This window comes from Algoriphagus sp. NF, from assembly GCF_028823735.1.
Classification (GTDB): Bacteria; Bacteroidota; Bacteroidia; order Cytophagales; family Cyclobacteriaceae; genus Algoriphagus; species Algoriphagus marincola.
Genome location: NZ_JAPEIB010000018.1, coordinates 24958 through 48492 on the forward strand (window position 1 = coordinate 24958; position 23535 = coordinate 48492).

Annotated in this window: 29 protein-coding genes; 16 read left to right on the top strand and 13 right to left on the bottom strand. The window is 41.9% G+C overall.

Features of this window, described 5'->3' with window-relative positions; translation table 11 throughout:
- Position 1 precedes the first annotated feature (1 nt).
- The gene (locus OU792_RS10215) at positions 2-631 is read right to left on the bottom strand and encodes a 4'-phosphopantetheinyl transferase family protein (protein ID WP_100629644.1); all 630 of its coding nucleotides are present in this window, start codon (positions 629-631) and stop codon (positions 2-4) included.
- A gap of 34 nt (positions 632-665) precedes the next feature.
- Between OU792_RS10215 and OU792_RS10220 the strand changes: the two genes are divergently transcribed.
- The 5 genes from OU792_RS10220 to OU792_RS10240 all read left to right on the top strand — a co-directional run bounded on the left by OU792_RS10220 (position 666) and on the right by OU792_RS10240 (position 4312).
- Positions 666-1589, top strand: a complete 924-nt coding sequence (locus OU792_RS10220) for a WD40 repeat domain-containing protein (RefSeq protein WP_274670104.1) — start codon at positions 666-668, stop codon at positions 1587-1589.
- 103 nt (positions 1590-1692) lie between these two features.
- On the top strand, positions 1693-2631 hold the full coding sequence (locus OU792_RS10225) for a DivIVA domain-containing protein (RefSeq protein ID WP_274670105.1): 939 nt from the start codon (positions 1693-1695) through the stop codon (positions 2629-2631).
- Positions 2631-2996: a dihydroneopterin aldolase gene (gene folB / locus OU792_RS10230; protein ID WP_026947216.1), complete on the top strand. Its 366-nt coding sequence runs from the start codon at positions 2631-2633 to the stop codon at positions 2994-2996. The genes OU792_RS10225 and folB overlap by 1 nt, the downstream gene beginning before the upstream one ends.
- Complete coding sequence (locus tag OU792_RS10235; RefSeq protein WP_274670106.1) at positions 2989-3852, top strand: ChaN family lipoprotein; 864 nt, start codon at positions 2989-2991, stop codon at positions 3850-3852. Before folB ends, OU792_RS10235 begins: the two co-directional genes overlap by 8 nt.
- Position 3853: 1 nt before the next feature.
- Positions 3854-4312 (top strand): DUF4268 domain-containing protein, encoded by a 459-nt coding sequence (locus OU792_RS10240; protein ID WP_274670107.1) that lies wholly within the window; start codon positions 3854-3856, stop codon positions 4310-4312.
- Here OU792_RS10240 and OU792_RS10245 read toward each other — a convergent pair.
- Both OU792_RS10245 and OU792_RS10250 read right to left on the bottom strand, forming a co-directional pair.
- The gene (locus tag OU792_RS10245; RefSeq protein WP_274670108.1) at positions 4309-4809 is read right to left on the bottom strand and encodes a DUF6265 family protein; all 501 of its coding nucleotides are present in this window, start codon (positions 4807-4809) and stop codon (positions 4309-4311) included. The genes OU792_RS10240 and OU792_RS10245 overlap by 4 nt on opposite strands.
- Positions 4810-4843: 34 nt before the next feature.
- A complete protein-coding gene (locus OU792_RS10250) occupies positions 4844-5158 on the bottom strand; it encodes a HesB/IscA family protein (protein ID WP_024283086.1) in 315 nt (104 codons plus the stop codon).
- Positions 5159-5271: 113 nt separating this feature from the next.
- Here OU792_RS10250 and OU792_RS10255 point away from each other — a divergent pair, with 113 nt between their 5' ends.
- From OU792_RS10255 to dtd, 5 genes are read left to right on the top strand one after another with little or no spacing between them, the layout of a single operon-like run.
- Entirely contained in the window at positions 5272-5796 is a 525-nt protein-coding gene (locus OU792_RS10255; RefSeq protein ID WP_026947221.1) for a DUF7935 family protein, read from the top strand.
- A gap of 5 nt (positions 5797-5801) precedes the next feature.
- Entirely contained in the window at positions 5802-6215 is a 414-nt protein-coding gene (locus OU792_RS10260) for a YkvA family protein (RefSeq protein ID WP_026947222.1), read from the top strand.
- A gap of 37 nt (positions 6216-6252) precedes the next feature.
- The gene (locus OU792_RS10265) at positions 6253-6882 is read left to right on the top strand and encodes a thioredoxin family protein (protein ID WP_222583656.1); all 630 of its coding nucleotides are present in this window, start codon (positions 6253-6255) and stop codon (positions 6880-6882) included.
- The gene (locus tag OU792_RS10270) at positions 6879-7604 is read left to right on the top strand and encodes an oxidoreductase (RefSeq protein WP_222583655.1); all 726 of its coding nucleotides are present in this window, start codon (positions 6879-6881) and stop codon (positions 7602-7604) included. Before OU792_RS10265 ends, OU792_RS10270 begins: the two co-directional genes overlap by 4 nt.
- 1 nt (position 7605) lies before the next feature.
- Positions 7606-8058 carry a D-aminoacyl-tRNA deacylase gene (gene dtd / locus OU792_RS10275; RefSeq protein WP_222583654.1) on the top strand — a complete coding sequence of 151 codons (453 nt, stop codon included), beginning with the start codon at positions 7606-7608 and terminating at the stop codon, positions 8056-8058.
- Between the two features lie 51 nt (positions 8059-8109).
- Here dtd and OU792_RS10280 read toward each other — a convergent pair whose 3' ends face one another.
- On the bottom strand, positions 8110-9210 hold the full coding sequence (locus OU792_RS10280; RefSeq protein ID WP_051260854.1) for a leishmanolysin-related zinc metalloendopeptidase: 1101 nt from the start codon (positions 9208-9210) through the stop codon (positions 8110-8112).
- 323 nt (positions 9211-9533) lie between these two features.
- Between OU792_RS10280 and OU792_RS10285 the strand changes: the two genes are divergently transcribed.
- Both OU792_RS10285 and OU792_RS10290 read left to right on the top strand, forming a co-directional pair.
- Entirely contained in the window at positions 9534-10943 is a 1410-nt protein-coding gene (locus OU792_RS10285) for an ATP-binding cassette domain-containing protein (protein WP_246628778.1), read from the top strand.
- Between the two features lie 74 nt (positions 10944-11017).
- Entirely contained in the window at positions 11018-12262 is a 1245-nt protein-coding gene (locus OU792_RS10290; RefSeq protein ID WP_274670109.1) for an aminotransferase class V-fold PLP-dependent enzyme, read from the top strand.
- Here the strand turns inward: OU792_RS10290 and OU792_RS10295 are convergent.
- Both OU792_RS10295 and OU792_RS10300 read right to left on the bottom strand, forming a co-directional pair.
- Complete coding sequence (locus tag OU792_RS10295; protein ID WP_274670110.1) at positions 12245-12631, bottom strand: iron chaperone; 387 nt, start codon at positions 12629-12631, stop codon at positions 12245-12247. The genes OU792_RS10290 and OU792_RS10295 overlap by 18 nt on opposite strands.
- A 1-nt stretch (position 12632) precedes the next feature.
- Positions 12633-13673 (bottom strand): zinc-dependent alcohol dehydrogenase family protein, encoded by a 1041-nt coding sequence (locus OU792_RS10300; RefSeq protein ID WP_274670111.1) that lies wholly within the window; start codon positions 13671-13673, stop codon positions 12633-12635.
- Positions 13674-13755: 82 nt separating this feature from the next.
- Here OU792_RS10300 and OU792_RS10305 point away from each other — a divergent pair, with 82 nt between their 5' ends.
- Positions 13756-14103 (top strand): nucleotide pyrophosphohydrolase, encoded by a 348-nt coding sequence (locus OU792_RS10305; RefSeq protein ID WP_208325326.1) that lies wholly within the window; start codon positions 13756-13758, stop codon positions 14101-14103.
- Positions 14104-14612: 509 nt separating this feature from the next.
- On the opposite strand, the gene OU792_RS10310 is transcribed toward OU792_RS10305, so the two are convergent.
- The 7 genes from OU792_RS10310 to OU792_RS10340 form a co-directional block, all read right to left on the bottom strand.
- Positions 14613-14849, bottom strand: coding sequence for a YdcH family protein (locus tag OU792_RS10310; protein ID WP_274670112.1), 237 nt, complete (start codon positions 14847-14849; stop codon positions 14613-14615).
- A 212-nt stretch (positions 14850-15061) separates the two neighbouring features.
- Positions 15062-15961, bottom strand: a complete 900-nt coding sequence (locus OU792_RS10315) for a hypothetical protein (RefSeq protein ID WP_274670113.1) — start codon at positions 15959-15961, stop codon at positions 15062-15064.
- Between the two features lie 96 nt (positions 15962-16057).
- Positions 16058-17605 carry a M81 family metallopeptidase gene (locus OU792_RS10320; RefSeq protein ID WP_274670114.1) on the bottom strand — a complete coding sequence of 516 codons (1548 nt, stop codon included), beginning with the start codon at positions 17603-17605 and terminating at the stop codon, positions 16058-16060.
- A gap of 74 nt (positions 17606-17679) precedes the next feature.
- A complete protein-coding gene (locus tag OU792_RS10325; RefSeq protein ID WP_274670115.1) occupies positions 17680-18072 on the bottom strand; it encodes a hypothetical protein in 393 nt (130 codons plus the stop codon).
- Positions 18073-18382: 310 nt separating this feature from the next.
- Positions 18383-19087 (bottom strand): 2-phosphosulfolactate phosphatase, encoded by a 705-nt coding sequence (locus OU792_RS10330; protein WP_274670116.1) that lies wholly within the window; start codon positions 19085-19087, stop codon positions 18383-18385.
- The gene (gene gcvT, locus OU792_RS10335) at positions 19084-20178 is read right to left on the bottom strand and encodes a glycine cleavage system aminomethyltransferase GcvT (RefSeq protein WP_134203093.1); all 1095 of its coding nucleotides are present in this window, start codon (positions 20176-20178) and stop codon (positions 19084-19086) included. The genes OU792_RS10330 and gcvT overlap by 4 nt, the downstream gene beginning before the upstream one ends.
- A 285-nt stretch (positions 20179-20463) precedes the next feature.
- Complete coding sequence (locus tag OU792_RS10340) at positions 20464-20790, bottom strand: HesB/IscA family protein (protein ID WP_026947238.1); 327 nt, start codon at positions 20788-20790, stop codon at positions 20464-20466.
- A gap of 91 nt (positions 20791-20881) precedes the next feature.
- Between OU792_RS10340 and mce the strand changes: the two genes are divergently transcribed.
- From mce to OU792_RS10355, 3 genes are all read left to right on the top strand, one after another.
- A complete protein-coding gene (mce, locus tag OU792_RS10345; protein ID WP_274670117.1) occupies positions 20882-21286 on the top strand; it encodes a methylmalonyl-CoA epimerase in 405 nt (134 codons plus the stop codon).
- A gap of 97 nt (positions 21287-21383) precedes the next feature.
- Positions 21384-22412, top strand: a complete 1029-nt coding sequence (thiL, locus tag OU792_RS10350; protein ID WP_274670118.1) for a thiamine-phosphate kinase — start codon at positions 21384-21386, stop codon at positions 22410-22412.
- Between the two features lie 113 nt (positions 22413-22525).
- Positions 22526-23527, top strand: a complete 1002-nt coding sequence (locus OU792_RS10355) for a radical SAM protein (RefSeq protein WP_274670119.1) — start codon at positions 22526-22528, stop codon at positions 23525-23527.
- Positions 23528-23535 lie beyond the last annotated feature (8 nt).

Consider the following 23535-nt stretch of genomic DNA (forward strand, 5'->3'; position numbering starts at 1 on the left):
GCTACCAAATGGTGTAAGTGAGAATGACGTCCTGGATTTTTTCCACTCGAACTTGATAATGGTGATCCGCAAATTCCGTTCCTCGAATTTTTCCCTTGATGAGTTGCGCATCCGGCTCGAAAGGTTCCAATAGAATGTTTTCCCTGAAAGAAACTCCTTTTTTCCCCTGACACTTGAAAATGGATTCTTTGGCAGACCAGGCCATGGTGTAGTGGACGGGGTCCTTTTTCAGGAAATCCAGTTCCTTTTGATCTAAGAATCGAAAGCCGATCCGGAGGATTTTTTCCCTGACCAAATCCATATCAATACCTACGGGAAGATCTCGGTGAAAAATTGCTCCTGCATAGCCTTGAGTATGACTTAAGCTCACTTGGCCTCCTCCTTTCATGACTTGGGATTTGCCATGCTCGTCTTTGAAAAAGCCCGGATAAGGGATGTTTAGAGCGTCCATGGCTTCCTTGATGGCCATTCGGGAAGATGCCCATTCTTTCCGTTTTTCATGATGAGAAATATTGGCATAAGATAGCTTTTCGCGGAAGCTGAGGAAATCCAATTGATCCATAGCTTGGTCCTGAATATTCTTTAGAACCAAGACCGATTGGGAATCAATTTTTTCTATTTTTGTTTGCATAGGCCGAAAGGGCATTCCTATTAGAAGCCAATATATGTCAAAAATCCAAGTTTATAAATTACACAGTCTCACCGGGCACAATGACTGTATCTATGCTTTGACCGAAGGATCCGATCCTCGGTACTTTTATACTGGTGCAGGTGATGGAATGGTGGTAGAGTGGGACTTGGACAATCCTAAGGATGGTAAACTCATCGCCAAACTTCCGCATTCTGTCTATTCGCTTGCGATCGATCATCAGCGAAATTACTTAATCATAGGACATAATTTTGAGGGAATTCACGTCATTGATCTGAACGAAAACAAAGAGATGTGGTCCCTGAAAATGACGGAATTTGCCATTTTCCATATTACTGTGGTCGGTGACCAAATTCTTGTAGGAGATGGAGATGGAGTTTTAACGATTGTCGATATTTCTTCCCGCGCTGTGAAGAAGCATATCAAGCTGAGTTCGAAGAGTATTCGTGTGATGGATGTGGCCGTTGAAAAAATGCATCTTGCTCTCGGGCTTTCTGATCACAGTGTTAAGATTTTGGACTTAGCAGAGGATTTCAAGCCGATTGCCAATTTAAAAAGCCATGTCAATTCGGTTTTTGCCTTGCGTTATTCTCCGGATGAAAGCTACTTGGTCAGTGGTTCTAGAGATGCCCATTTGAAGTTTTGGAAAACTGATCCCTACGAATTAGAAGAGGATGTAGTAGCTCATATGTATGCGATTAATTTCCTGGATTTTCGGGAGGATGGGCAGCTTTTGGTGACTTGTTCCATGGATAAGTCTATCAAAATATGGAATCCGGAAGAAAGAAAATTATTGAAAGTCATCGATAAGGCACGGAATGCCGGGCACGGAACCTCAGTCAATAAGGTCATCTGGAGTAGTTACTCGAATGATATTATCTCCATTTCTGATGATCGGACCATTTCCATTTGGAATCTTGGATTAGAACAAGAAATATGAAGTGCCCTTAAAATACATTCTCCCAAAGTGGATGTTTAAAGAAATTCCACTCTACCTAAATGGTACTTAAGTGGATTTTGCCGATAAAAAAGACATTAAAAAAATGAAAATATCACCTACCGAAATACGCAAGAAATCCTTCGAAACTGGCTTCCGAGGTTACGAAAAAAAACAAGTAGAGGAATTTCTAGAGCAAGTGAGTCAAGCTTATGAGCAGCTCAATCAGGAAAATCTTGAATTGAAAAGTAAACTTCAACAGACAGAAGCAGAAGCCAAGCGCCTGAAGGATGTAGAGGATTCGCTTTTCAGGACTTTGAAGACCGCTGAGGACACAGGAGCTAGTATTATCGAAGAGGCAAATGCAGCAGCCGATCAAATCATCGAAGAGGCAAATGTCAGCGCAAAGAATGCGAATGATTACGCAGATAAGATCATCGGCGAAGCAAAGAAAAAGGCCGATGCGGATGCGGCAGTCATCATCGCAGCTGCTGAGAGCAAAGCTAAAGACACGATCGTGGAACTCAGAGAAAGCATGCAAGGCTTGGTCAGAAGCTACGAAAGCTTGGTCGAGCAGCGGGAACTTTTGGTCAAAAGTCTTCGCAGAATATCGCAGGATATGCTGAATCAGATTGATCTTTCTGACGCACATTTCAATCGGATCGACGCCAAGGCTCACGCTCGGGCAGTGGATGAACTGAGTCGCTCGCAGGCTTTTACATTTGCCAATCTTGAATCTTTATCTGAACAGCTTTCCCAATCAATGGGCAATACTCAAGTGAAAGTAGAAGAGGAAGTGGTAGAAGATCCATTGGAGGAAATGGAAATCATCGAGGAGGAAATCGAAATCGAAATCCACGATAGCACCCCGGATGTACAGCCTGAAATGGATGTAGAGGAAGAAGTTTCGGATCAATCTGAGGAGGCGCAGGATGAGGAAGAGGAGCCTAAAAAAGTGGAGATCAAAAATCAGCAAGCTCCGCCTAAGCCGCAGCCAAAAGACGATGCAAATCAATCAGGATCATTTTTTGACCAATTCGACTAATGGGAAAAGTATCACTGGAAGGAATTGAATTCCATGCCTATCATGGAGCCTATCCGGAGGAGTCTATTCTCGGAAATCGCTTCACATTAGATCTCGAATTAGAGACCGAATTTCGGGATGCGATGCTGCATGATGATTTAAAAGCCACCGTTGATTACTCCGTACTTTATCGAATCATCAAAGGAAGAATGGATGTCAAAGTGAAGCTTCTCGAGCATCTGGGACACCTGATCGTGCAAGATATTTTGGAGGCCTATCCAAAAACCAAGGAGATTCGACTGACATTGAAAAAACATGGTCCTGCTCTCGGTGGGTTGGTGAAGTATTCAGCTGTTCAAATTCAATACCCGGAAGATTATGCGTAATTCCATTTTTGCTCTTACGATTTTCATTTTGTCCCTCCAGTCCTTAATGGGACAGGGAGTTCCATATCAGATATTTGATTCCAAAGGCAAAGCCATAAGTTTCGAAAAGATGGCGAAGGAGTCAAAAAAAGCTGATCTTGTATTCTTTGGAGAACTACATAATAATAGTCTTGCTCATTGGCTACAGCTACAAGTTTTTAAGTCACTTTCAGAGGAAAATGATCGCCTTGTGTTTGCCTCCGAGTTTTTTGAGCGAGATGATCAGCTTTTGATCGACGAGTGGATGGCCGGAAAAATCACGGATAAGAACTTTGAGACGGAGGCCAAGCTCTGGAATAATTACCTCACTGATTACAAACCCCTGATGCTTTTTGCTAAAGAAAATCAAATCCCATTCATCGCCTCAAATGTACCAAGGCGCTATGCATCGCTGGTCAGCAGGGGAGGTATTGAAACTTTGGATTCCTTGAGCGATGAAGCCAAAGCCTATTTCGCTACACTTCCAGTCGCAATTGATATGACGCTGCCGGGCTATGAGGCTATGCGAGGAATGATGCACGGGGCACCAGGTAATTCAGATTATATGATTCAGGCCCAGGCACTCAAAGATGCCACGATGGGGGAATCACTTTTTGAATCCTTAAAGCAGGGAAAACAAATCTACCATGTCAATGGCTCCTACCATAGCAAAGAAGGAGAGGGGATTCTATGGTATGTCAAAAGGAGTTTCCCGGACAAAAAAATCATCAATATCCATACAGTAGAGCAAGATCAACTGGATAGTTTGGATGAGTCCAATGCCTCAGGAGGAGACTTTATAATCGTATTGCCCAAGGACTCGCATAAGTCTTACTAAGATGTACACCAAAGCGGAACTTTCCCGAATCCGAAAAAGCTTCTGGACGGCTTTTGGTGCTTACATGCGTCCCATTCCCAATGCCCAAGGCCGCCGTGTCAACTGGCAGAATTATAAGACAGGGGTCAAGGAAATTTATTTTCGGATGAAAGCTGAGCGAGGCTTTGCCTCAATCGGAATTGAAATTACCCATCGGGATGAGGAGCTTCAGGAGTTGTTTTTTGAGCAGTTTGGACAGCTTCGCAAAATCTTGGAGCAAAATACCGGAGAAGCTTGGGATTGGAAACTACACGAACAAAATGAATTTGGTCAGGTGATTTCCAAAATCGAAAAAGTCAAACCTGGAGTCAATGTGCTAAATGAAGAAGAATGGCCTGAAATTATCAGTTTTCTTAAACCCAGGATGATAGCTTTAGATGAGTTTTGGGATTTGGTAAAGCCGGGTTTCGAGGATTATTAAAAATCCCTCTTTGTGTATTCAAAAGCAGCAATGCTCGATTGGTCCCCACTTTCCAATTCCACCCAAACAGTCAAATTTTCGCCTTCCCTCTTCATCGTCAATCCATCCAACCAAATCGTCTGATTCTCGATTTCAATTAGGCGGAATTCTACCCATTCATCTTTATCTTCCCAAGCTGTCAAATCTGCGCTGAAGTGCTTTAGCTTCAAGGTCATAGATCCATTTTCTTCACTTAGGAAAAACAACTCACTAAAGATGAGCTTTCCTTGATCAAAAAAACGAAAAGTCCCCATCATTTGCCCGTCTCTAGCAGGAAGCCAAACCTCCTCACAGTCACCACCCAAGCCGGGACCTGACCAAAATCCTTCTAGCCAACTTACCTGAGAAAGGTTTCCCTTTCCGGGAGACTGTCCATCCTCAAGTCTTTTTACCTCTTGAGCATTGGCTGCAAAGCAAAGGATGCAGAGGAATGAAAGAATAAAATGCTGTTTCTTCATGGCTTAGGTCTTTCCATGAATTTACAAATAAAAGCTATTGATCGTGTCTTTTTGGCAGGTCTGGATTGACAAAAGTGAATCCCCGAGCTTCATCTCCTTCAAAAAAGTCAATCTGCATTCCCATCAGAAACATGTAATGACGTTTTTCGATTAAAACGGGTATGCCATTGATTTCGAATTTTTGATCCTCTTCCTTCGGTTTGTCAAAGCCTAAAGCATAGGACATACCCCCACATCCGCCGCCTTTGACTCCCACTCGGAGGAAATAATCCAAAGGAATATTTTTGTGCTGAATGATGTTTTTGATTTCAGCTTCTGCTTTTTCGCTAATACTTATCGGGGTGAGCATGTATTTCGAATGTTTTTGGCAGGAAATTGGTTCGAAGACTTTACAAATTTACACAAGGATACGTTTATAAGGCCGGATAATTTTAGGATATTCGGACATTCTAGATCTGATTTATGGACTATTTAGTAGAATTACTCAAAATTGTACTCCCTGCAGGAGTAGTACTCTATGGCATGTACTTAGTCATCGTGTCATTTATCTCCAAAGAGCGTGAGAAAATGCTCATTGAGTTGAAAACCCAAAATTCACAGACTATTTTACCAGTAAGACTTCAGGCCGCTGAGCGCTTATGCCTGTTGCTGGAGCGTATCACTCCAAATAATCTGGTCCGACGTGCCAATGCCTCAGGGATGACTGCTGCAGAGTTGCATTCCGTGCTTTTGTCTGAAGTGCGGGAGGAGTTTAGCCATAATTATTCCCAACAGGTTTATTTCTCAGAGGAAACCTGGGAAGCTGTCAAAAGAGCGATCGAGGAAGTCACGACCATTATCAACCTAAGTCGACAAGGCCTAGGAGAAGAGCAATCAAAGGGTATGGATTTGGCCAAAGCCATATTCGCTTTGTCCTTGGAGCGAAAAAATGACGCCATTGCTTTTGCTTTAAAACAGGTCAAGTCAGAGATCAATATTTATTTCTAATAGCCATGTCAAAAATCAGCGATAAAGCCCATCAGCTACTCGATCAAGCAAAAGCTCTATTTGGCAAGCAGGTAGAAGGCTTGGCCCAAAAAGAAGGAAAGATCAAAGAATTGATTGCTGGAGTAAAGCAAAAGCTGGTAGACTTTGGGGGTAATCCCCGTGTCAAGAAGTTAGTGGAGCCGATTTCCATTTTTATTCGTATGCTCAAGGCTCATTTCTCCGGTGTCAAAAAGCTCTCGAGCTCAACCTTAGGCTTGGTTGTATTGGCCTTGGTTTATTTTTTATCTCCTATAGATATCATCCCGGATTTTCTGGGAGTTTTTGGCTTTGCTGATGATCTTTCGGTGATTTTGGCTGTCTTTGCCAAGCTCAAGGATGAAGTGGAGGAGTTTTTGGACTGGGAACGAACTCAGCTGTAAATCCTGCTGTTAGTCTCACAAATCCATCCAACCATCTATGCTGGAACAAGTGACTAAAACGCAAGCAATCACCGCCGATACCATTGCCGGGGCGATGACTTATCAAGAGTATAAAGATCTGGCTGATAGACTTTTTGCTCAAGGCAAAACGACAGGAGAGAATCAATCCCAGGCTTATATCGATTACACTCGTATTGCCATTCAACGAATGCGTAAATGGGATAAAATCGCCAAAGTTTCTGATCGAATGGTAGAAAAGGTTAAGAAACTTCCTCCTCAGATTTGGCTGATTATCACGGAGGCTTGGTGTGGAGATGCCGGTCAAAACATTCCTTACATCTATAAACTTGCAGAATTCAACCCAAAAATTCAGGTAAGATTGATCCTTCGGGATGAAAACCTGGATATCATGGATGCTCACCTTACAAACGGCGCTCGATCCATACCAAAATTGGTCGCTTTGAGCCCTGGATTGCAGCGAGAGTTTTTTACTTGGGGACCCAAACCACAGTATTTGATTGAAAAGCATCGTGACTTTAAAGAAAATCCTCAAGGAAAGACCTTCAAAGAATTTATTGAAGAGGTCCATCTTTGGTATGCCAAGGACAAGAATCAAACCTTGGAAAAAGAAATGGAAGCTTGCTTTGAAAATGCTTTTGGAATATGAACATAGCCCTTATTTCTGGTACTTCCGGGCTTATCGGAATGCAATTGTTACATCAATTGCTGAAATGTAATTCATTCGATTACATCATCAGCGTAGGTCGGAGGACGCTTGCCTTAAAGGATCCAAAGCTCATTCAGATTTCAGGTGATCTTTCAAAGATTCAGGATTGGGACTGGCAGAATGAAATCAATTCTAAAAGCCTTGGCGGGGAATATCAAGAATTAGTGAAGGCCATTGAGAATGAAAACTGTGAAATTTCAGCTTTTTGTTCTTTGGGGACTACCATCAAAAATGCAGGTTCAAAGGAACGTTTCTTTGAGATTGATCATGATTTGGTGATCGGCTTTGCAAAATGGGCAAAAAGCTTGGGAGCCAAATCCTTTCATTATGTATCGGCTACTGGGGCAGATGCAGATTCTTCTATTTTTTATAATAAAGTCAAAGGACAAACTGAGCAGGATCTAGAAAAAACCGGGTTTGATCGCTTGAAGATTTATCAGCCTTCCCTTCTATTAGGAAATCGCTCCGAATTTCGTTTTGGGGAGCAAGTGGCTACCATTCTGATGAAACCATTGGTATGGTTGAAGCTCTTCAAAAACTTCCGTCCTATCTATGACTATCAGGTAGCAAAGTCCATGGTTATGGTGGATTTAGACCCCATGAGAAAAGGACTTGAGCGAATCAGTTCGGGCGAGATGCAGGACCTAACAGCCAAAAAATAATATGATTGCAGTAATCCAACGGGTATCCGAAGCTTCTGTCAAAATTGAAGCCAAAATCAAATCTGAAATTGAATTGGGATTGATGGTTTTGTTGGGGATTGAGGATGCAGATACAGAAGAAGATATCGAATGGCTTTCGAAGAAAATCGTCAATCTTAGAATTTTCCCTGATGATCAGGAAGTGATGAATCGAAGTTTGCTGGATGTAGGTGGTGATATTTTATTGATTTCCCAGTTTACTTTACATGCGAGTACCAAAAAGGGAAACCGTCCTTCTTACATTAAAGCAGCCAAGCCTCCTGTAGCGATTCCACTTTACGAAAAGATGATCCAAGCTCTTGAAATTGAATTGGGAAAAAAGATTGGAACCGGTGAGTTCGGGGCCGATATGAAAGTTGCTCTGATAAATGATGGACCGGTCACCATCAGTATCGATACCAAGAATAAGGTATGAAAAAAGTGCCCAAAATCGAATTAAGGGCACTTTTTGAAGATTTGATTTAAGCTATTCTACCTTAATATAACCTTTTGGCTTGTATAGAATCTCTCGCTCAGCGATGTGAATTCCTTCACCTGCCTCTGTATTCAATCGAGCAACTATTTGATCTCTTACAGAATAAGGATCTCCTACTAATGCTACGCCATATCCAAGATCTCTAAGTGAACCAGCGGTAATTCGGCTGAGTGGATTGACACCTAGGTTTAAGAATCCTGTCATTAACTCATTATCGAGGATGTCTTCACTCCAATGAGAAAATGCTGTACCTGGTCCTGCTGCTGCACCTTCTATAGGAAGGGCATTCTCTCCACCCGCTGCTCTCCAGTGGATATTTCCAAACCTACCCGTAAAGAATGGGTTTTCTGGAGTGCCTGCTATAAGTTGCCTTTCAAAGTTTACCCCATCAAAAGTCAAATCCCAAACAGTACCTATACCTAATACATGCCCCATTTCATGAATAATTACTTCATCAAAAAGATTAAATGCTTCCAAAACTGCTAAGTCTGAGGTATCAAAGAACATGAATCCTGAAAGAGGTAAATTATCTGCAAATCGAATGAAATTAGGCCCTGCAGCTCCTAAGATATTACCTGGTCCATCAATATTTGTAAGTACAACTTCGATAACTATGTCATCCACTTGCTCTCCTGCAGGGATAACAAAGCCCCCAAAAGCACCAGGAATTGGACCTGAAATGTTGGGTACATCTTTGATAATGATTTGCTCCCATCTGGCAGCCGACTCCCTAAAGACTTGTTCTTGTGCGGCAGTCACTGGTGTCAAAAATTCTAATTGTATATTAAAACGGACACGTTCAGACCCACCGCCTCTCGTCCTTGCATTAGCATCAGCAAGAGATTCGTCAGCCTTAGGTACGGTGATGACTACAGGTTCTCCTTCTGGTTGTTGGGGTAACTCAAAGGTTCGACTCTGATCCACCGCTTGTGTTTGAACGACGGTATCCTGACTTAATTCAGAACATGCTGTGAAAGTCAGAAGTCCAGCTGCGGTAGCTAAGGTAAAACCTAAAGAGGACCTCCCAGGTAGTGGTTTAAAGAAGCGATTGAAACCAGAAGGAATCTCTCGCATTTTGGAAAATTTAAGCATAAGATAGTTGTTAGAATTAGTAAAAGATAAAGTTTAAAACTTAGGTCAATATAAAACCTGAAAATTATTATTAAAAATTAAAAAGGAAAAAATGTGATTATTTTAATTTAAAAATTGATTTAGTATCATTATAAATGCAAAAATGTTGCATTTAATAATTCTACTGGTATTCGGGATGAATTTGAATTTTTGGTTTTTTTCGTTAATTCAATCTCAATTTCCCTATTCCTTTTTGCTTTAAATATTCGATTTAATTGACTGCACCTCTCATAAAAATATCCACTGGACAAATAATTTTTAAAGGAAAAACCGCTTTTTCAGATTTGGATTTTTTTTGGGATTCAGGTGAAAGTTGGGCTATCCTAAGCGAATCTGGTTGGCTACAAACTGCCTTTCTGGAAACCCTCCGCGGGAATACAGTTGTCAAGTCAGGAACTGTCACTAGACCTTTTGCTGATCAATATTTAAGTGTAAAAAGACAGCAAAAGGAGGTGGCCAGTTTTCGTGACCTTATGGCCTATGTATCCCAGCGCTATGAATTCAGAAATAAATTCAATCAACAGAACTTTTACTTTCAGCAACGCTTCAATTCGGCTGAATCAGAAGAAACAGAAACAGTAGAAAAATATTTGTCAACTGTTCAGTCCAGGCAAGAGGGACCTTGGACTCTGGAAAAGGTACTTGAATTACTGTACTTGAAGGATCTACGTGAGGAATCACTCCTGAAACTTTCCAATGGAGAAACTAGGCGCTTGGCTATTGCAGCAGGATTGATGCGTCAACCCGATATTTTCTTGATGGATCATCCAACCACAGGACTAGATATAGAAAGTCGGGCGGCTTTTGGGGAGATAATTAATGCCATTCAAAAGGAAGGAGTGCAAATTTTGATTACTTGCAATCCTCAGGATATTCCTTCAGGTATTCAGAAAATTGGTCTTCTGGTTCAACATGGAATTACCAATATCTGGCATTCAGCGGATTTTTCACCCATGTCAAATCGCATCGGTGAAAAAGCTTGGGATTGGGAACTGTTTCAAAGTTTATTGCCTCAAAAAAATGCTAGTGATGATCCTTTGGTAGTTTTGGAAAAGGTGACCATCAGCTACGAGGAAAAGATCATCTTGGATGCGGTCAACTGGGAAATTCAGGCTGGAGAACGTTGGCTTTTAAAAGGGGTAAATGGATCTGGAAAGTCTACACTAATTTCACTTTTGATTGGTGAAAATCCGCAGGCCTATTCTCAAAATATTTGGCTTTTTGGTAGAAAAAGAGGAACTGGAGAATCTATTTGGGATATCAAGAAACCTACCGGATTTGTCGCTCCCGAACTAGTACGTTTTTTTCCATCCAATCAAACCTGTAGAAAAGTAATCTTGAGCGGTTTATTTGATACCATGGGTTTGTTTAAAAAAGTCAATGCTGAAGAGGAAGAACTGGCTTTAAAATGGATGAAAGTATTTGAATTGGAAAATGTGGCCGAGCATCCCATTCAAAGAATTTCATTGGACCAACAGCGGTGGGCACTTCTCGCCCGTGCCTTGATCAAAAAGCCAAGACTATTGATTTTGGACGAAGCTTCACAAGGTCTGGATCTCGCCCAACGGATGCTTTTTACCCAGACTGTTCAAAAGCTCTGTGAACTCTCAGGTATCAGTTTGATTTTTGTCAGCCACTATCCCGAGGATGTGCCAGTTGCTGTGGATCAGATTTTCGAATTACCATCAAAATAACCCTATATCCGAATTCAAAAGATCGAACTGCTTTTTGAATTAAAAGATGTATTTTATTTTTTCAAAATCATCGTATGAACTCGAGAAGAAGTTTCCTTCAAAAAATGGGTCTGGCTTGGATGGCTCCTGCAGCCTGGAATAGCTTGGAGTTTCCTGGTTTATCCATGCCTCTAAACCAACAATCCTGGGAGCAGATTCGCCTTCAATTTCCTTTGGAAAAAGATCGTATCTATTTGAATAACGGGACATTTGGACCTTCTCCTTTTCCTGTGCTCAAGGCGGTTCAAGATTCATTTGAAAAAACCAATCGCACCGGGAATTACGGGAATCCCGGATCTGGAAGGGAGAAAATTGCTGAGTTTTTTGGGGCAAAGCCAACTGAGATTTCCTTGACCCATAACACTACGGAGGGGATCAATATTATGGCACAGGGCCTTCCTTTACAAGCAGGTGATGAAGTAATTGTGACTACACATGAGCATGCGGGAAATGCTATCCCTTGGCTTAACCGCATGAAATTAGACGGGATTGTCTTAAGGGTATTTGAGCCAGAGGATACGAGTGAGGAAAATTTTGAAACGATCAAAAACCTAGTCTCTTCTCGTACCAAAGCTATAGCCATTCCTCACGTGACTTGTACGACGGGCACAGTCTTTCCGATTCGGGAAATTTCTGAATTTGCCAGAAAAAAGGGGATTTGGACGGCCATTGACGGTGCGCATGGTGCCGGCACTTTCGACTTAAATCTCAAAGATCTGGGTTGCGACTTTTATGCAGGTTGCTTTCATAAATGGATGCTTGGACCCAATGGTACGGGCTTTCTGTTCGTGCGAGAAGAACTGCTTGATACCTTACAAGCCTTACATGTCGGAGCTAAGTCCGAGAAAAGTTGGGTTTTGAATGACAAGGAGGTGCATTTCGGTGGCTATACCGATTCGGCCCATCGCTACGATTATGGCACCCAAAGTACTCCCATGCATGAAGGGGTGGTAGCTGCGGTGGATTTTCATCAGGAAATAGGAAAGGCCAGGACTGAAGCAAGAATTCGAGAGCTAAATGACTACCTCTATCAGTCATTAAGTCAGCTAGATACATTGGAAATACTCACTCCCGAAGAACGAGAGTCTCGGATTTCGGTAGTGACTTTTCGGATTCCTAACACTGATTATCGGGACATTGCGAAAGCCCTTGGACAGAAGAAGATCCGGATTCGTGGAGTTCATGAAGCAGGATTAAACGCCATCAGGGTTTCCACGCATATTTATAATTCCGAGTCTGAGTTGGATCTCCTGATTCAGGAGTTAAGGAGCCTTAGTTGATTTGGCTTTTTCAGCTACTTTTTGAAGAGCTTCTTCCTTGCGAAAAAGTGCTATTTTTTGGATAAGTCCTATAGGCAGATCTCCTTCATAAGGAAGCTGTACGACTCCCTTTGAAGTTGGGTAATCCTTCAGTTCCTCAGCAAAAGCTTTCACTCCGGAAGCAGTGGGGTAAAAGCCCAGGTGATTTTTCATAGCTGCATAGTAAACGAGGACTTCTGAGGTTTTGAATGCAGGCATGTGATAGCTGATGACCTCTTTTGCTTCAGGGAGAACCTCTTTAAGTGTTTGTCTTATTTGTTGGAGTTTTTCCTGCTTTTCGATTGGAAACCAGCTGAAATACTCTTCTACACTTTCTGCTTTTGGACCCATTTTAGAATTGATTGATGATGGTAATTCCTTGATTTTCAAATTTATTCATTTCAGGGAGTGCTTTTGTGGCTTCTTCGAGCGAAATGGTTTTCCCGATTAATAACTCTGGTTTTAGCTTTCCAGTTGAGATCATGTCCATCATTTCCTGATACCTCCAAGCTTGCATGCCATGACTGCCTAAAATCTCCAGTTCCTTGGCAATAACCAAATTCATGGGTAGTGCTGTGTCTTTTTCTGAATCCAAAAGAAGACCAACTTGGATATGTTTTCCTCTTTTTCTAAGGCTAGCCACCGAATCATAAGCCAATAGACTTTTACCCAAACAATCCAAAGAAACATGAGCGCCGCCATGGGTAATTTCTAGAATTGCTGTTGGGATTGCTGACTCAGTCAATGGGTTTAAAAGAACATCTGCACCAAGCTTTTTTGCTATTTGCAATTGTTTCTCGGAAATATCAATCGCAATCACTTGTGCCCCCAAAGCTTTGGCAATCATGATAGCGGATAGTCCCACTCCTCCGCATCCAAAGACAGCCACCCATTGTCCTCCAGATACCTTTCCCTGATCTACTACCGCACGAAAGGAAGTGGCGAAGCGGCAACCTAGGCTAGCTGCAGTTTCAAATTCCATGCTTTCTGGAATAGCTACCAGATTAGTATTTGCCCTGTCGATACGTACATATTCTGCAAACGATCCCCAATGGGTAAAACCTGGCTGAAACTGATCATCACAAACATGTTGGTTTCCTGAGGCACAGGTAGGACAGATTCCACAGGCGCAAACAAAAGGAACAGTCACCCGATCTCCGATTTTCCATTTTTTTACATTCTTACCTACAGCCGAAACAATCCCTGCAAACTCATGACCCGGAACGTGCGGTAATTCAATATCTTCATCATGCCCCATCCATCCATGCCAATCAGATCGACAAAGTCCAGTTGCTTTGACTTCGATCACCACGCCATTTTTCTCAGGGGTGGGATCTTTAACTTTCTGAATTTTTGGACTAGTTTGAAATTGTTCGTAGACCAATGCCTTCATATTTCCGATTTTTCTGAAAAGTAGCTAATCCCTTCTGTTTTTTCTTAGTTACTTTCGGAATGAAATTCGAAATTATTTCTTTATGGACTTAATTAAGCAAGAAATCACCTTGGCTGAAGCCCAAGAAAAAGTAGATCAGTGGATCAAAACAGTCGGTGTTCGCTATTTCAATGAACTAACCAATATGACCATACTTATGGAAGAGGTGGGGGAGTTGGCCAGGCTTATGGCTCGTACTTATGGGGAGCAGTCATTCAAAGAATCGGACAAAGGAAAAGACCTGGGAGATGAAATGGCTGATGTACTTTGGGTATTGATCTGTCTGGCTAATCAGACGGGAGTCGATTTGACAGAAGCCCTTCGCAAAAACTTCGAAAAGAAGAATATCCGGGATAAAGACCGGCATCAAAAAAATGAGAAATTGAAATGAGGCTGTCTCAAAGGAAAGCTTGTCACATTGAGCAATTGCTAGTACTCTGGTAAGAATCTTACCACAAAAGGCAGGTAGTCGAAATGTCCTACGTTGGATACCGAGATTGACATTCGATGTCGAGACTGTAAGTTATCAAGCGCTACTAGAAATCTCATTTATTCCGAAGTTCAATTCTTTAAAACATAAAGTTAGTTTTAGATATATCAATCGCTTGCAGCTTCAATTAATCATTTTCTTTTTTCTTGTTGTTCTTTTGGCTTGAACCAAAAGAACCAAAAGTTCAAGACGCAGCAAAGCTCCATCCGCACAAGGCCGGACGCTGGCCCGCTGCTGCGCCAGCCTACCGCGCCCACACCATACAAGTTTTCGATAAAAACTGCATTTTATCGCAAAATGACAAAAGAAAAGTTTATTTTGGATTGCTCTGTCATCCCCTTATTCTGATCTTCGAAGATTATTTAATTCACAGACTTACAAAGAAACTAATTAGGAGATAGCCTTTTTTCTTAGTTTTCTTTCAAAAACTTATAAATCTCATCTTTTAGATGTAATCGCTTGATTCGAAGTTGATTTGCCGTCTCATCAGAAGCCGGCACAGCATCTGACTCTACGCGGTAGATTTCATGATCCACCTCATCGTATTTCTCAAACAACTTTTTGAAGTGCTCATTTTCCGTTTTCAAGTCGTGGATTTTTGCTTCAAACTCAGGGAATTCTTCTTGTAGTGGGTGCTTTTTAAACATGTTTTTCGGGTTTTGTTTCTACAAGAATAGGCTAAATCTCACCGAACTTTGATGACTAAAATCACTTTGTCAAAAGACTATTGTTGGCTTTTAAGAGCAGAAATCAATATTCTTAAAACAGACTTTTTTGTTTGAGATTTTTTAGAAAATTAAACTAAGACTCCAAAATGTTGCATAAAGTATTAGACAGCAGAAAGCAATTACTTTTTTGATTAAGTATGTTGTATGATATAGCAAACCATTTTAGATTCAGGATTCATGAAAATATACAAGTCCCCGTCACTCCAGAAATTCATTCGGTTTAGTAGATCTGCATAATAGCCTTCTGTTGGTAAATCCAGATTGGTTTTGGCAAGCTTTACGTCTAGACCGTATGAAAATTGGGCCACAAACTTCATGGTTTTATTTGTTTTAGGACAGTCTGGTATATCAGGGCCTTGAATCCACTGTGGGATTCCCAAATGACCGGGACTAGCTGAGCTTCCTTGATGAATCTCTGGCATTTCAGCCATTTTTTCTGTTTCCATGAATTTCTGCTCAAAAATAAGCTTTGTGTCATGCTTGACCCACTCATCTTCATAGCCGGTCTCTAAGTATTCCTCAGGATTCCAAACTTTTGGATTTAGGGGGTCTGAATAATCCATAAATAAACGGTAAAAGTTTCCATAGATTGGGACTGCTAAATGAAGATCAAAAGGCAACCATTCGAGGCCTACTGTTTCGGATGAAAGCGTTCCGAGGAATTGAAAAGAGGGGCGCTCTTCAAACTTTGGTAACTTAAAGTTAGTTGGGAGGTCGCCGCCGAGGTAGCTGCTACCAGTGTCACTAGTTTTGAAAATATAAAAATCATGAGGAACAACCGGAATATAAGCCATTCCTTTTTCCTCTAAAGTAAGTTCTACCTCATCTCGATCACCATAAGACCAGAAGAATTTTTGAGTTAATTTTCCTTCTTCAAAGACTAATTCAAGCGCATCTACACTTGTTTGGACCAATTCCTCTGAAATTGCTTGTGTCTTAAAAAAACGACGACATTGGTCGTCTCCGTTCAATTTTACTTCGTATCCTTCAAGAAAGACTTTTTGTTGCTGTGACTGGCAGGAAACACTCATAGTGAGCAGTAGAATTATGAAATAATAGGTTAGTCTCAATTTTTATTTTCGTTGAAATTGCTCCCAAATAAACTGAAAATAATTTAATTTAAAGAGTTAATTTTTGCCGGATATCCATCTAACTGACAAGTCAGGGTCTTCCATATCCTTATCCAATGGATACATTGGACGTATGATGCGTTTGTGTCCCAGTCTTATCAAATCCTGATCTACTCCGCCCGGTGTCAAGGCCATAATCCAGTCACCGCGGAGATCATATAGCTCAGGTACCAAGTACCCAATTTTTACTACCAAAATATCGGTGCCTTTTGGCTCCAAACCGAGGTCGGTAAAGTCTTTTTCATGATGATAAGGCTTTCTCTTTTCGGTAACGATCACTTTGATCGAACCCACTTGAAGGACGATTTCTGTTTTGGCGTCGGGATCTCCGTCTTTCAGAGCCAGTAATTTCCCCTTTAGCAAAAGGGGGGGAGCAAATCGATCATCTACCATCGCACCTACAAATCCTTCTATCAAAGAGCCTATTTCGGCCTCCTTAGCCTTAGCTATTAAGTCGGGACCTGGAATGGAAGCATAAATCAATTCAGGACCAGATTCGGATTGAAATTCAGATCTTTGAAGCAGTTCGTTTAAGGTCCATGTTACATCACCTGCACCTCCGGCGGTGGGATTGTCTCCCATGTCCGAGATTACAAAAGGCTTTTTGTCACTATTCAGGGCCATTTCCAAGCTCTCATCGAGATAGGCTACCGGAGCCACAAAATCAAATTCATGTCGAACATCCCAAAAACTCTGTGCTAAATATTCGGCACTTTCTTTCACTTCCTTTTCATCATCTCCTGTGACCATGACTACGGCATGATTGCGAGGCTCATCAGCCCAAGCGTAGCCGATCCAAATAGCTGCATCGATGACGCCTTCTTTCTTGGTTTCTGGATCAACTTTGGCATAAAGGGATTTTCCTGGTTCGATTCGGGTACTTGTTTTTTCTCCGGGAAGCAGGATGGGGACTGGAATCCAGGCTTTATAGGCTGGCTTTCCTTTACCGTTTTCCAACCTGTCCAGAAGATTCTCCAAAGCTCGTTGCTTGGATTCCAAGGCATCCTCATGTGGGGCCATCCGATAGCAGGTGATTAGGTCTGTATTTTCAGCTAATCGCTTGGAAACATTCCCGTGCAGATCCATGGAGGTGGAAATCAGGGTTTCATCGCCTACCACTTCACGGACTTTGATGATAAAATCTCCTTCGGGATCATCCAAGCCTTCTACACTCATGGCGCCATGAATGTCAAAAAACAAGCCGTCGTAGGGGAGGTTTTCGCGAAGCATTTCGAGGGTCAGATTGACCAACGAATCGTAAGCTTCTCGTGTAACCATCCCACCGGGTATGGCATGACCTCGAAGGGTTGGAAACCACTCGGCTCTGGCTCTATTTTCTGAATCGGCTGATAGAAAGGGATAATAATTGAAAATGTCCTCACCGATACGGGCTTTGAAGGATTCGGCGGTAGATCTGGCCGGAGAAAAAGTACTGGATTCGATGGCTAAGCCTGCAATGGCAACTCGGGGCTTTTCGGTTTGGGTGGAAGAATTATTACAGGAAAATAGAGAAATAGAAAGTAAGGCAATAAACAAGTATCTCATGCTGGTTTTGAATAATGATTGCTGAAAATACCTCAATTTTGCCTCCTTTAAAAAAATTGGAATGATTGCTTTTTTTATTCCTCAATTGCTACCATTAAAGGTTCTGTTCCTGGGCTATAAAACTCTAATCCCATAAGCGAATATCTCATTGAGCCTGTGACTTCTAGGCTATCTCCTTTTTGAATAACTCCGAAATGCTTCCATCTTCGTCCTAAAGTAAACCCACCTAGATAAGCTTCAGACTCGTGAGGAAGAATTTCCCCTCTCTCTCGGTGGGCAAAGTAATAGACATACAGATCGTTGGTTTTTGAGTAAGGGATGCTTTTTACTTTAGTTTTGTACCCATCTGGTGGAGTTATGGTCATTGTTTCTTGATTGGTAGAAGCAAGTGCTGCAAATAAACTTAGAACTCCAATCAAAAGAGGAGGAGAAGCTAGAATTCTTTGATTGTACGATAACGCTTTCATTCCTAATGAAAAAACTTTGAAGAAAAAGAAAAGGAAAGCAATAAAGAATATTAGGCAGAAAATACTCCAAAGAAAACCTATCATAACTCTGTCATTTTATTTACCTAAATAAGTAAATATTGTCGAAAAATAAAATCTAAGTTTAGGCGAATTTCCAACTTGCTATTTCTACTTCTATTAAGAAGTAAAATGCGTAGATCTGGGTTGATCTTTGAGGTTCAAATTCCGCAAGCTTCGGTCTTCATTCTTCCAGCTTCCAATCGGTTGAGCAAAGAAATCTAGGCTTAGGTCTGAATTAGGTCAGGTTCAATTAAATTGCCCTCAAAACCTGCCCATCAACCTTTCCCACCAATTCATACAAATCAAAGGTCAAGCAAAAATCAATGTCTTTTTCGATTCCGTGGTTTTGTAGTCGCTTGGCATGGGAGGCTTGGCCAAGGTATTTTTTAAGTTGATGTCCTTCTTTTTCGAAGAGACTTTTCATTGCCATGGCTCCATCATCACTGCTTTCATGTGTGGATTCCAAGGCCTTAGCCAATGCTCCTGCATAAAGGGAATCCTCCAAGTTGAACCGACCTTTCCAACCGGCACAATGGATAAGGACATCCCTGTCTTGGTCTTGGATGTACTTGACAGTGGCTGAAAAATTGGGAAAGGCCCCGATAAGAATTTCAGCTGCCCCTTCAGATTTGGAAATAGCCAGAGTCCCATTGGTGGTTGTCATGGCCAATTTCTGACCAGAAAAGCTGTTGTCCAGAAGAGCAACCGGAGAATTCCCAAGGTCAAAGCCCTCTACCGTTTGACCATTTCGCTCTCCTGCAATTAGATAACCTTTTTGCTTCATGGTCCGGCAGGTTTCCAAATCTGCAAAAGTCTCGATCTCTTCGATTCCGTTGGCAAGTGCCGCGACCATGGTTGAAGTGGCCCGGAAGATATCTACCACCACTACGATCTTTCCTTCAAGCTCGTGGAGGTGGATTATTTCTGGGCTAAAACAAACTTCTAATTGATTCATCCTTTCAAAAGAGGAAGCTTTTCTACCTGAGCTTTCAAGCTTTTATTTCGGATTTGGATAAAAATTTCAGTTCCTGCTTTGCTGAATTCTGTCTTGACATAGCCCAAACCAATACCTACTTCCATAGAAGGAGACATGGTTCCGCTTGTAACTTCGCCGATCAGTTCGCCGGAAGCATCCACGATTGGATAATGTCCCCGAGGAATTCCCCGCTCTTGCATGACAAAGCCCACTAGCTTTCTGGTCACTCCAGCCTCTTTTTGAGCTTTTAGGGCTTCGGAGTTGATAAAATCCTTGGTGAACTTGGTAATCCAGCCCAAGCCCGCTTCGATTGGAGAGGTAGTGTCATCAATATCGTTTCCATAGAGGCAATAACCCATTTCCATCCGCAAAGTATCGCGAGCTCCTAATCCGATAGGCTTGATGTCAAAGTCTTTGCCTGCTTCGAAAATGGCATTCCACACCTTTTCAGCATCCTCGTTTTTTACGTAAATCTCAAAGCCTCCCGCACCGGTGTAGCCAGTTCCTGAAATGATCACATCAGCCACTCCGGCAAATTCACCCACAGTAAAATGGTAGAATTTCACTTCTGAAAGATTGACTGGGGTCAGCGATTGTACGGCTTCAATGGCTTTCGGACCCTGAACGGCAAAAAGAGAAAGCTCATCTGAGATATTTTTCAGTTCAGCTCCCATGGTGTTATGTTGATTTACCCAATTCCAATCCTTCTCGATATTGGAAGCATTCACCACTAGCATGTATTTCTCGTCGGAATACTTGTATACGATTAGATCATCGACGATTCCCCCGGTTTCATTGGGAAAGCAGGAATATTGAGCCTGGCCTTCAACTAGTTTGGAGGCATCATTGGAGCAGACTTTCTGGATCAGTGCCAAGGCATTTGGTCCCTCTACCAAGAATTCACCCATGTGGGAAACATCAAACACTCCAACTCCATTTCTTACGCAGAGATGTTCTTCCTTGTCTGAACTGTAGCGAACAGGCATATTAAAACCTGCAAATGGGACCATTTTGCCACCAAGGGCAAGGTGTAGGTCATTCAATTGGATTTTTTTGATGGTTTCTTCCATGATTATTGGGCTATTTTTCTGTCGCCCAAAGGTAAGGATTGGAAGGGATTTTGGAGAAGGGATTTGTAGAAAATATGATTTTAAACCAATTGGTGATTTTTCTTCTCATTTTGGCTGGAACCGCCTTTGTGGACTGGTTGTCCGGTGTCAGATGTCCGGTGAAAAAGTAGAACCCAAAATTTTTGGTACATCCAAATCAATTCAAACCTAATTCAGTTGGCTCTTGATATTTAGGAAAATAAAAAAGCAACCCGAAGGCTGCTTTAGAATTATTCAATTTGCTGCTTAGACTGAGAAGCTTTCCCCGCATCCGCAAGTTCTGCTGGCATTGGGGTTCACAAATTGGAAGCCTTTTCCATTCAGACCATCGCTAAATTCAAGCGTGGTCCCGGCAAGGTAAAGAAGGCTCTTTCGATCTACGATGATTTTGATACCCTTGTCTTCAAAGACATGATCGGAATCCACCAAATTGGCATCAAATCCCAAATCATACATCAGTCCGGAGCAGCCGCCGCCTTTGACAGACACTCGGATGTTTTCATTTTCGGTACGCCCTTCCTCTCTTTTAAGCTCGAGGATGCGTTCTTTGGCCTTATCAGAAACGATGATCATATATTCTTAACTTTGCGTACTAGTTTCGGTTCAGGAGCATAAACAAGCCTTGGCTCCAAAAGATTCGATTACAAATATAAGAATTATAAAAATGAGAAAAATAGAGCATATCGGCATTGCTGTTTCTGATTTGGAAAAATCCAATGAGCTTTTTCATAAATTATTGGGAAAGAAACACTTCAAAACTGAGACAGTAGCAGGAGAAGGGGTAGAAACCTCCTTTTTCCAGGTAGGAGAGACCAAGGTAGAACTCCTTCAAGCGACCCGCCCGGATAGCCCGATTGCCAAATTTTTGGAAAGAAAATCAGAAGGTATTCATCACATCGCTTTTGACGTAGAAGATATCTATGCAGAAGTGGACCGATTAAAGACCGAGGGCTTTGAAATCCTGAATGAAACGCCTAAAGAGGGGGCAGACAATAAATTAGTGGTATTTTTGCATCCACGAAGCACGAATGGCGTGTTGGTAGAGCTCTGTCAGGAGAAATATTTATAAGTAGTAAATCGTAAATAGTAAAAAGTCCAACTTTAAAGATGCCAAGTCAAAAATATGCTTCTTGGTACTTTGGACTTAGTACTTTGTACAATAAGATATGTCAGAAAAAAGAACAGAAATAAGTGATTTGGGTGAGTTTGGCCTGATCGACCATTTGAACGAAAAGGTAAAACTTCAAAATGATTCAACGCTGAAGGGAATTGGGGATGATGCTGCCGTTATAGATGCAGGAGATCACGTCAAAGTAGTGACAACCGACTTGCTTTTAGAGGGAGTGCATTTTGACTTGGCTTATGCTCCTTTGCCACATGTAGGTTTCAAAGCCGTGGCCGTCAATGTCTCGGATATTGCGGCCATGAATGCGATTCCAAAGCAGATTACCGTCAGTATTGCGCTCTCCAACCGATTTTCGGTAGAAGCGGTGGACGCCTTGTATTCGGGAATTCGAGCGGCATGTGAGCACTATGGGGTTGATTTGGTAGGTGGAGATACGACTGCCTCCCGAAGCGGATTGGTGATCTCCATTACTGCAATAGGAGAAGCTCAAAAGGCACAGATCACCTACAGAAACGGAGCCAAGGAGAATGATATTCTTTGCGTGACAGGAGATTTGGGAGGAGCTTTGGTAGGATTGCAAATCTTAGAGCGTGAGAAGCAGGTATTTCTGGCCAATCCAGACATGAGACCTGACCTTGAGAAGTACACCATTGTCACCGGTCGACAGCTCAAACCGGATGCCCGAATGGATATTATTCATGAACTTCGGGAGTTGGGGGTAGTGCCTACCTCTATGATGGATATTTCCGATGGCTTGGCTTCAGAGATTTTTCATATCTGTAAATCTTCCAATGTCGGAGCCACTATCTATGAAGATAAATTACCGATTGATAAGCAGACTTTTGACACAGCGGTAGAGCTGAATCTAGATCCTATCACCTGTGTGCTGAATGGGGGAGAAGATTATGAATTGCTTTTCACCATTGATCAGAAGGATTTTGAAAAACTCGAAAAGCATCCCGATATCCATTTTATTGGTCATATTTCCAAGGCAGAAGAAGGGAAGTTTCTTGTGACAAAAAGCGGTACCGCTGTTACAATCAAAGCCCAAGGCTGGAAACATTTCTAAAAAAAGCCATTTCAATTTAGCCCAGGTGACCCGTGTGATCATCTGGGCTTTTTTTATTTCTAAATGATCCAATCAGCAGATCCTCTTCGTACTTCCTTTCAAATAAGGAAATCATGGAAAAACGATTGGTCACAACTCAGAAGAAAGATTTCGATTTTTTTCCCTCTTCGAAAGGAGATGGACAAGAGCTCGGCAAAATCGATTCTTTCCTTTCCCATCACGCGATTCCAGCTCCTCTGTCGTTTCGGAAGCTTCAGCTTTTTTTGGGAAAAGTCTGCAATCACTCTTGCAGTTTTTGTCCACATGATGCAAAGCCGGAGAGCTCGGAATTTATGCGTCATGAGATGGTACATCAGGTGATTAGACTGATCGAAGAGGAGCAGTTTGAAGAGATTTCTTTCAAAGGAGGTGCACCAGAAATGTCCCCATATTTTCGGTGGACCGTGAAACAAATCCGTCAGAAAAGTCCTCAAACCAGATTGGTACTTCATACTCATGTGACAGCCATGAAGGACCCGGGATACTTTCAAGCCTTACCGCGCTTTCTTCAAGAGCATCAAGTGGCTTTATCCGTTTATGTACCAACACTAGATGAGGTTCAAATGGATCAATTACGCGGTCCTAAAACCTTTAAGACTTTTTTATCGGTGGTTCGCTATCTCAACCGCCTGGGATATGCTTCTGAGGATTCTGATTTGGAGCTAAAGCTTATTTGGAAGCACTTGAAAGTTCCTAATTCCAAGTCATGCGAGGTGCATTTCGAAGAGTGGAAATCGAAATGGGGAATCCGATTCAGTGACTTTCAAGAAAAGATGTATTCACCCGTGGGAAGAATGATGAATTGCCTTTCAGATGAAGGTGATAAGATTAAGTTTTTCCAAGAGCTGCAGACAAAAATCGGAAGACATGATGATCAGCCTTTGCCTTGCAAAGACTCATTAACCATCGATTGGGAAGGCAATGTGTACAATTGTGAAAATCATATTTCTGCAAAAGATGGCCGAGTTAACTATCGCCTTTTTCACTTGAAAGATTGGACTTACGAAAGGCTTCAAAAGGTCCGTATTCAGCCTGCTTTACACTGCCTGAGTTGCCTTGCCTGCATTAAAAATTAAAAAAAATG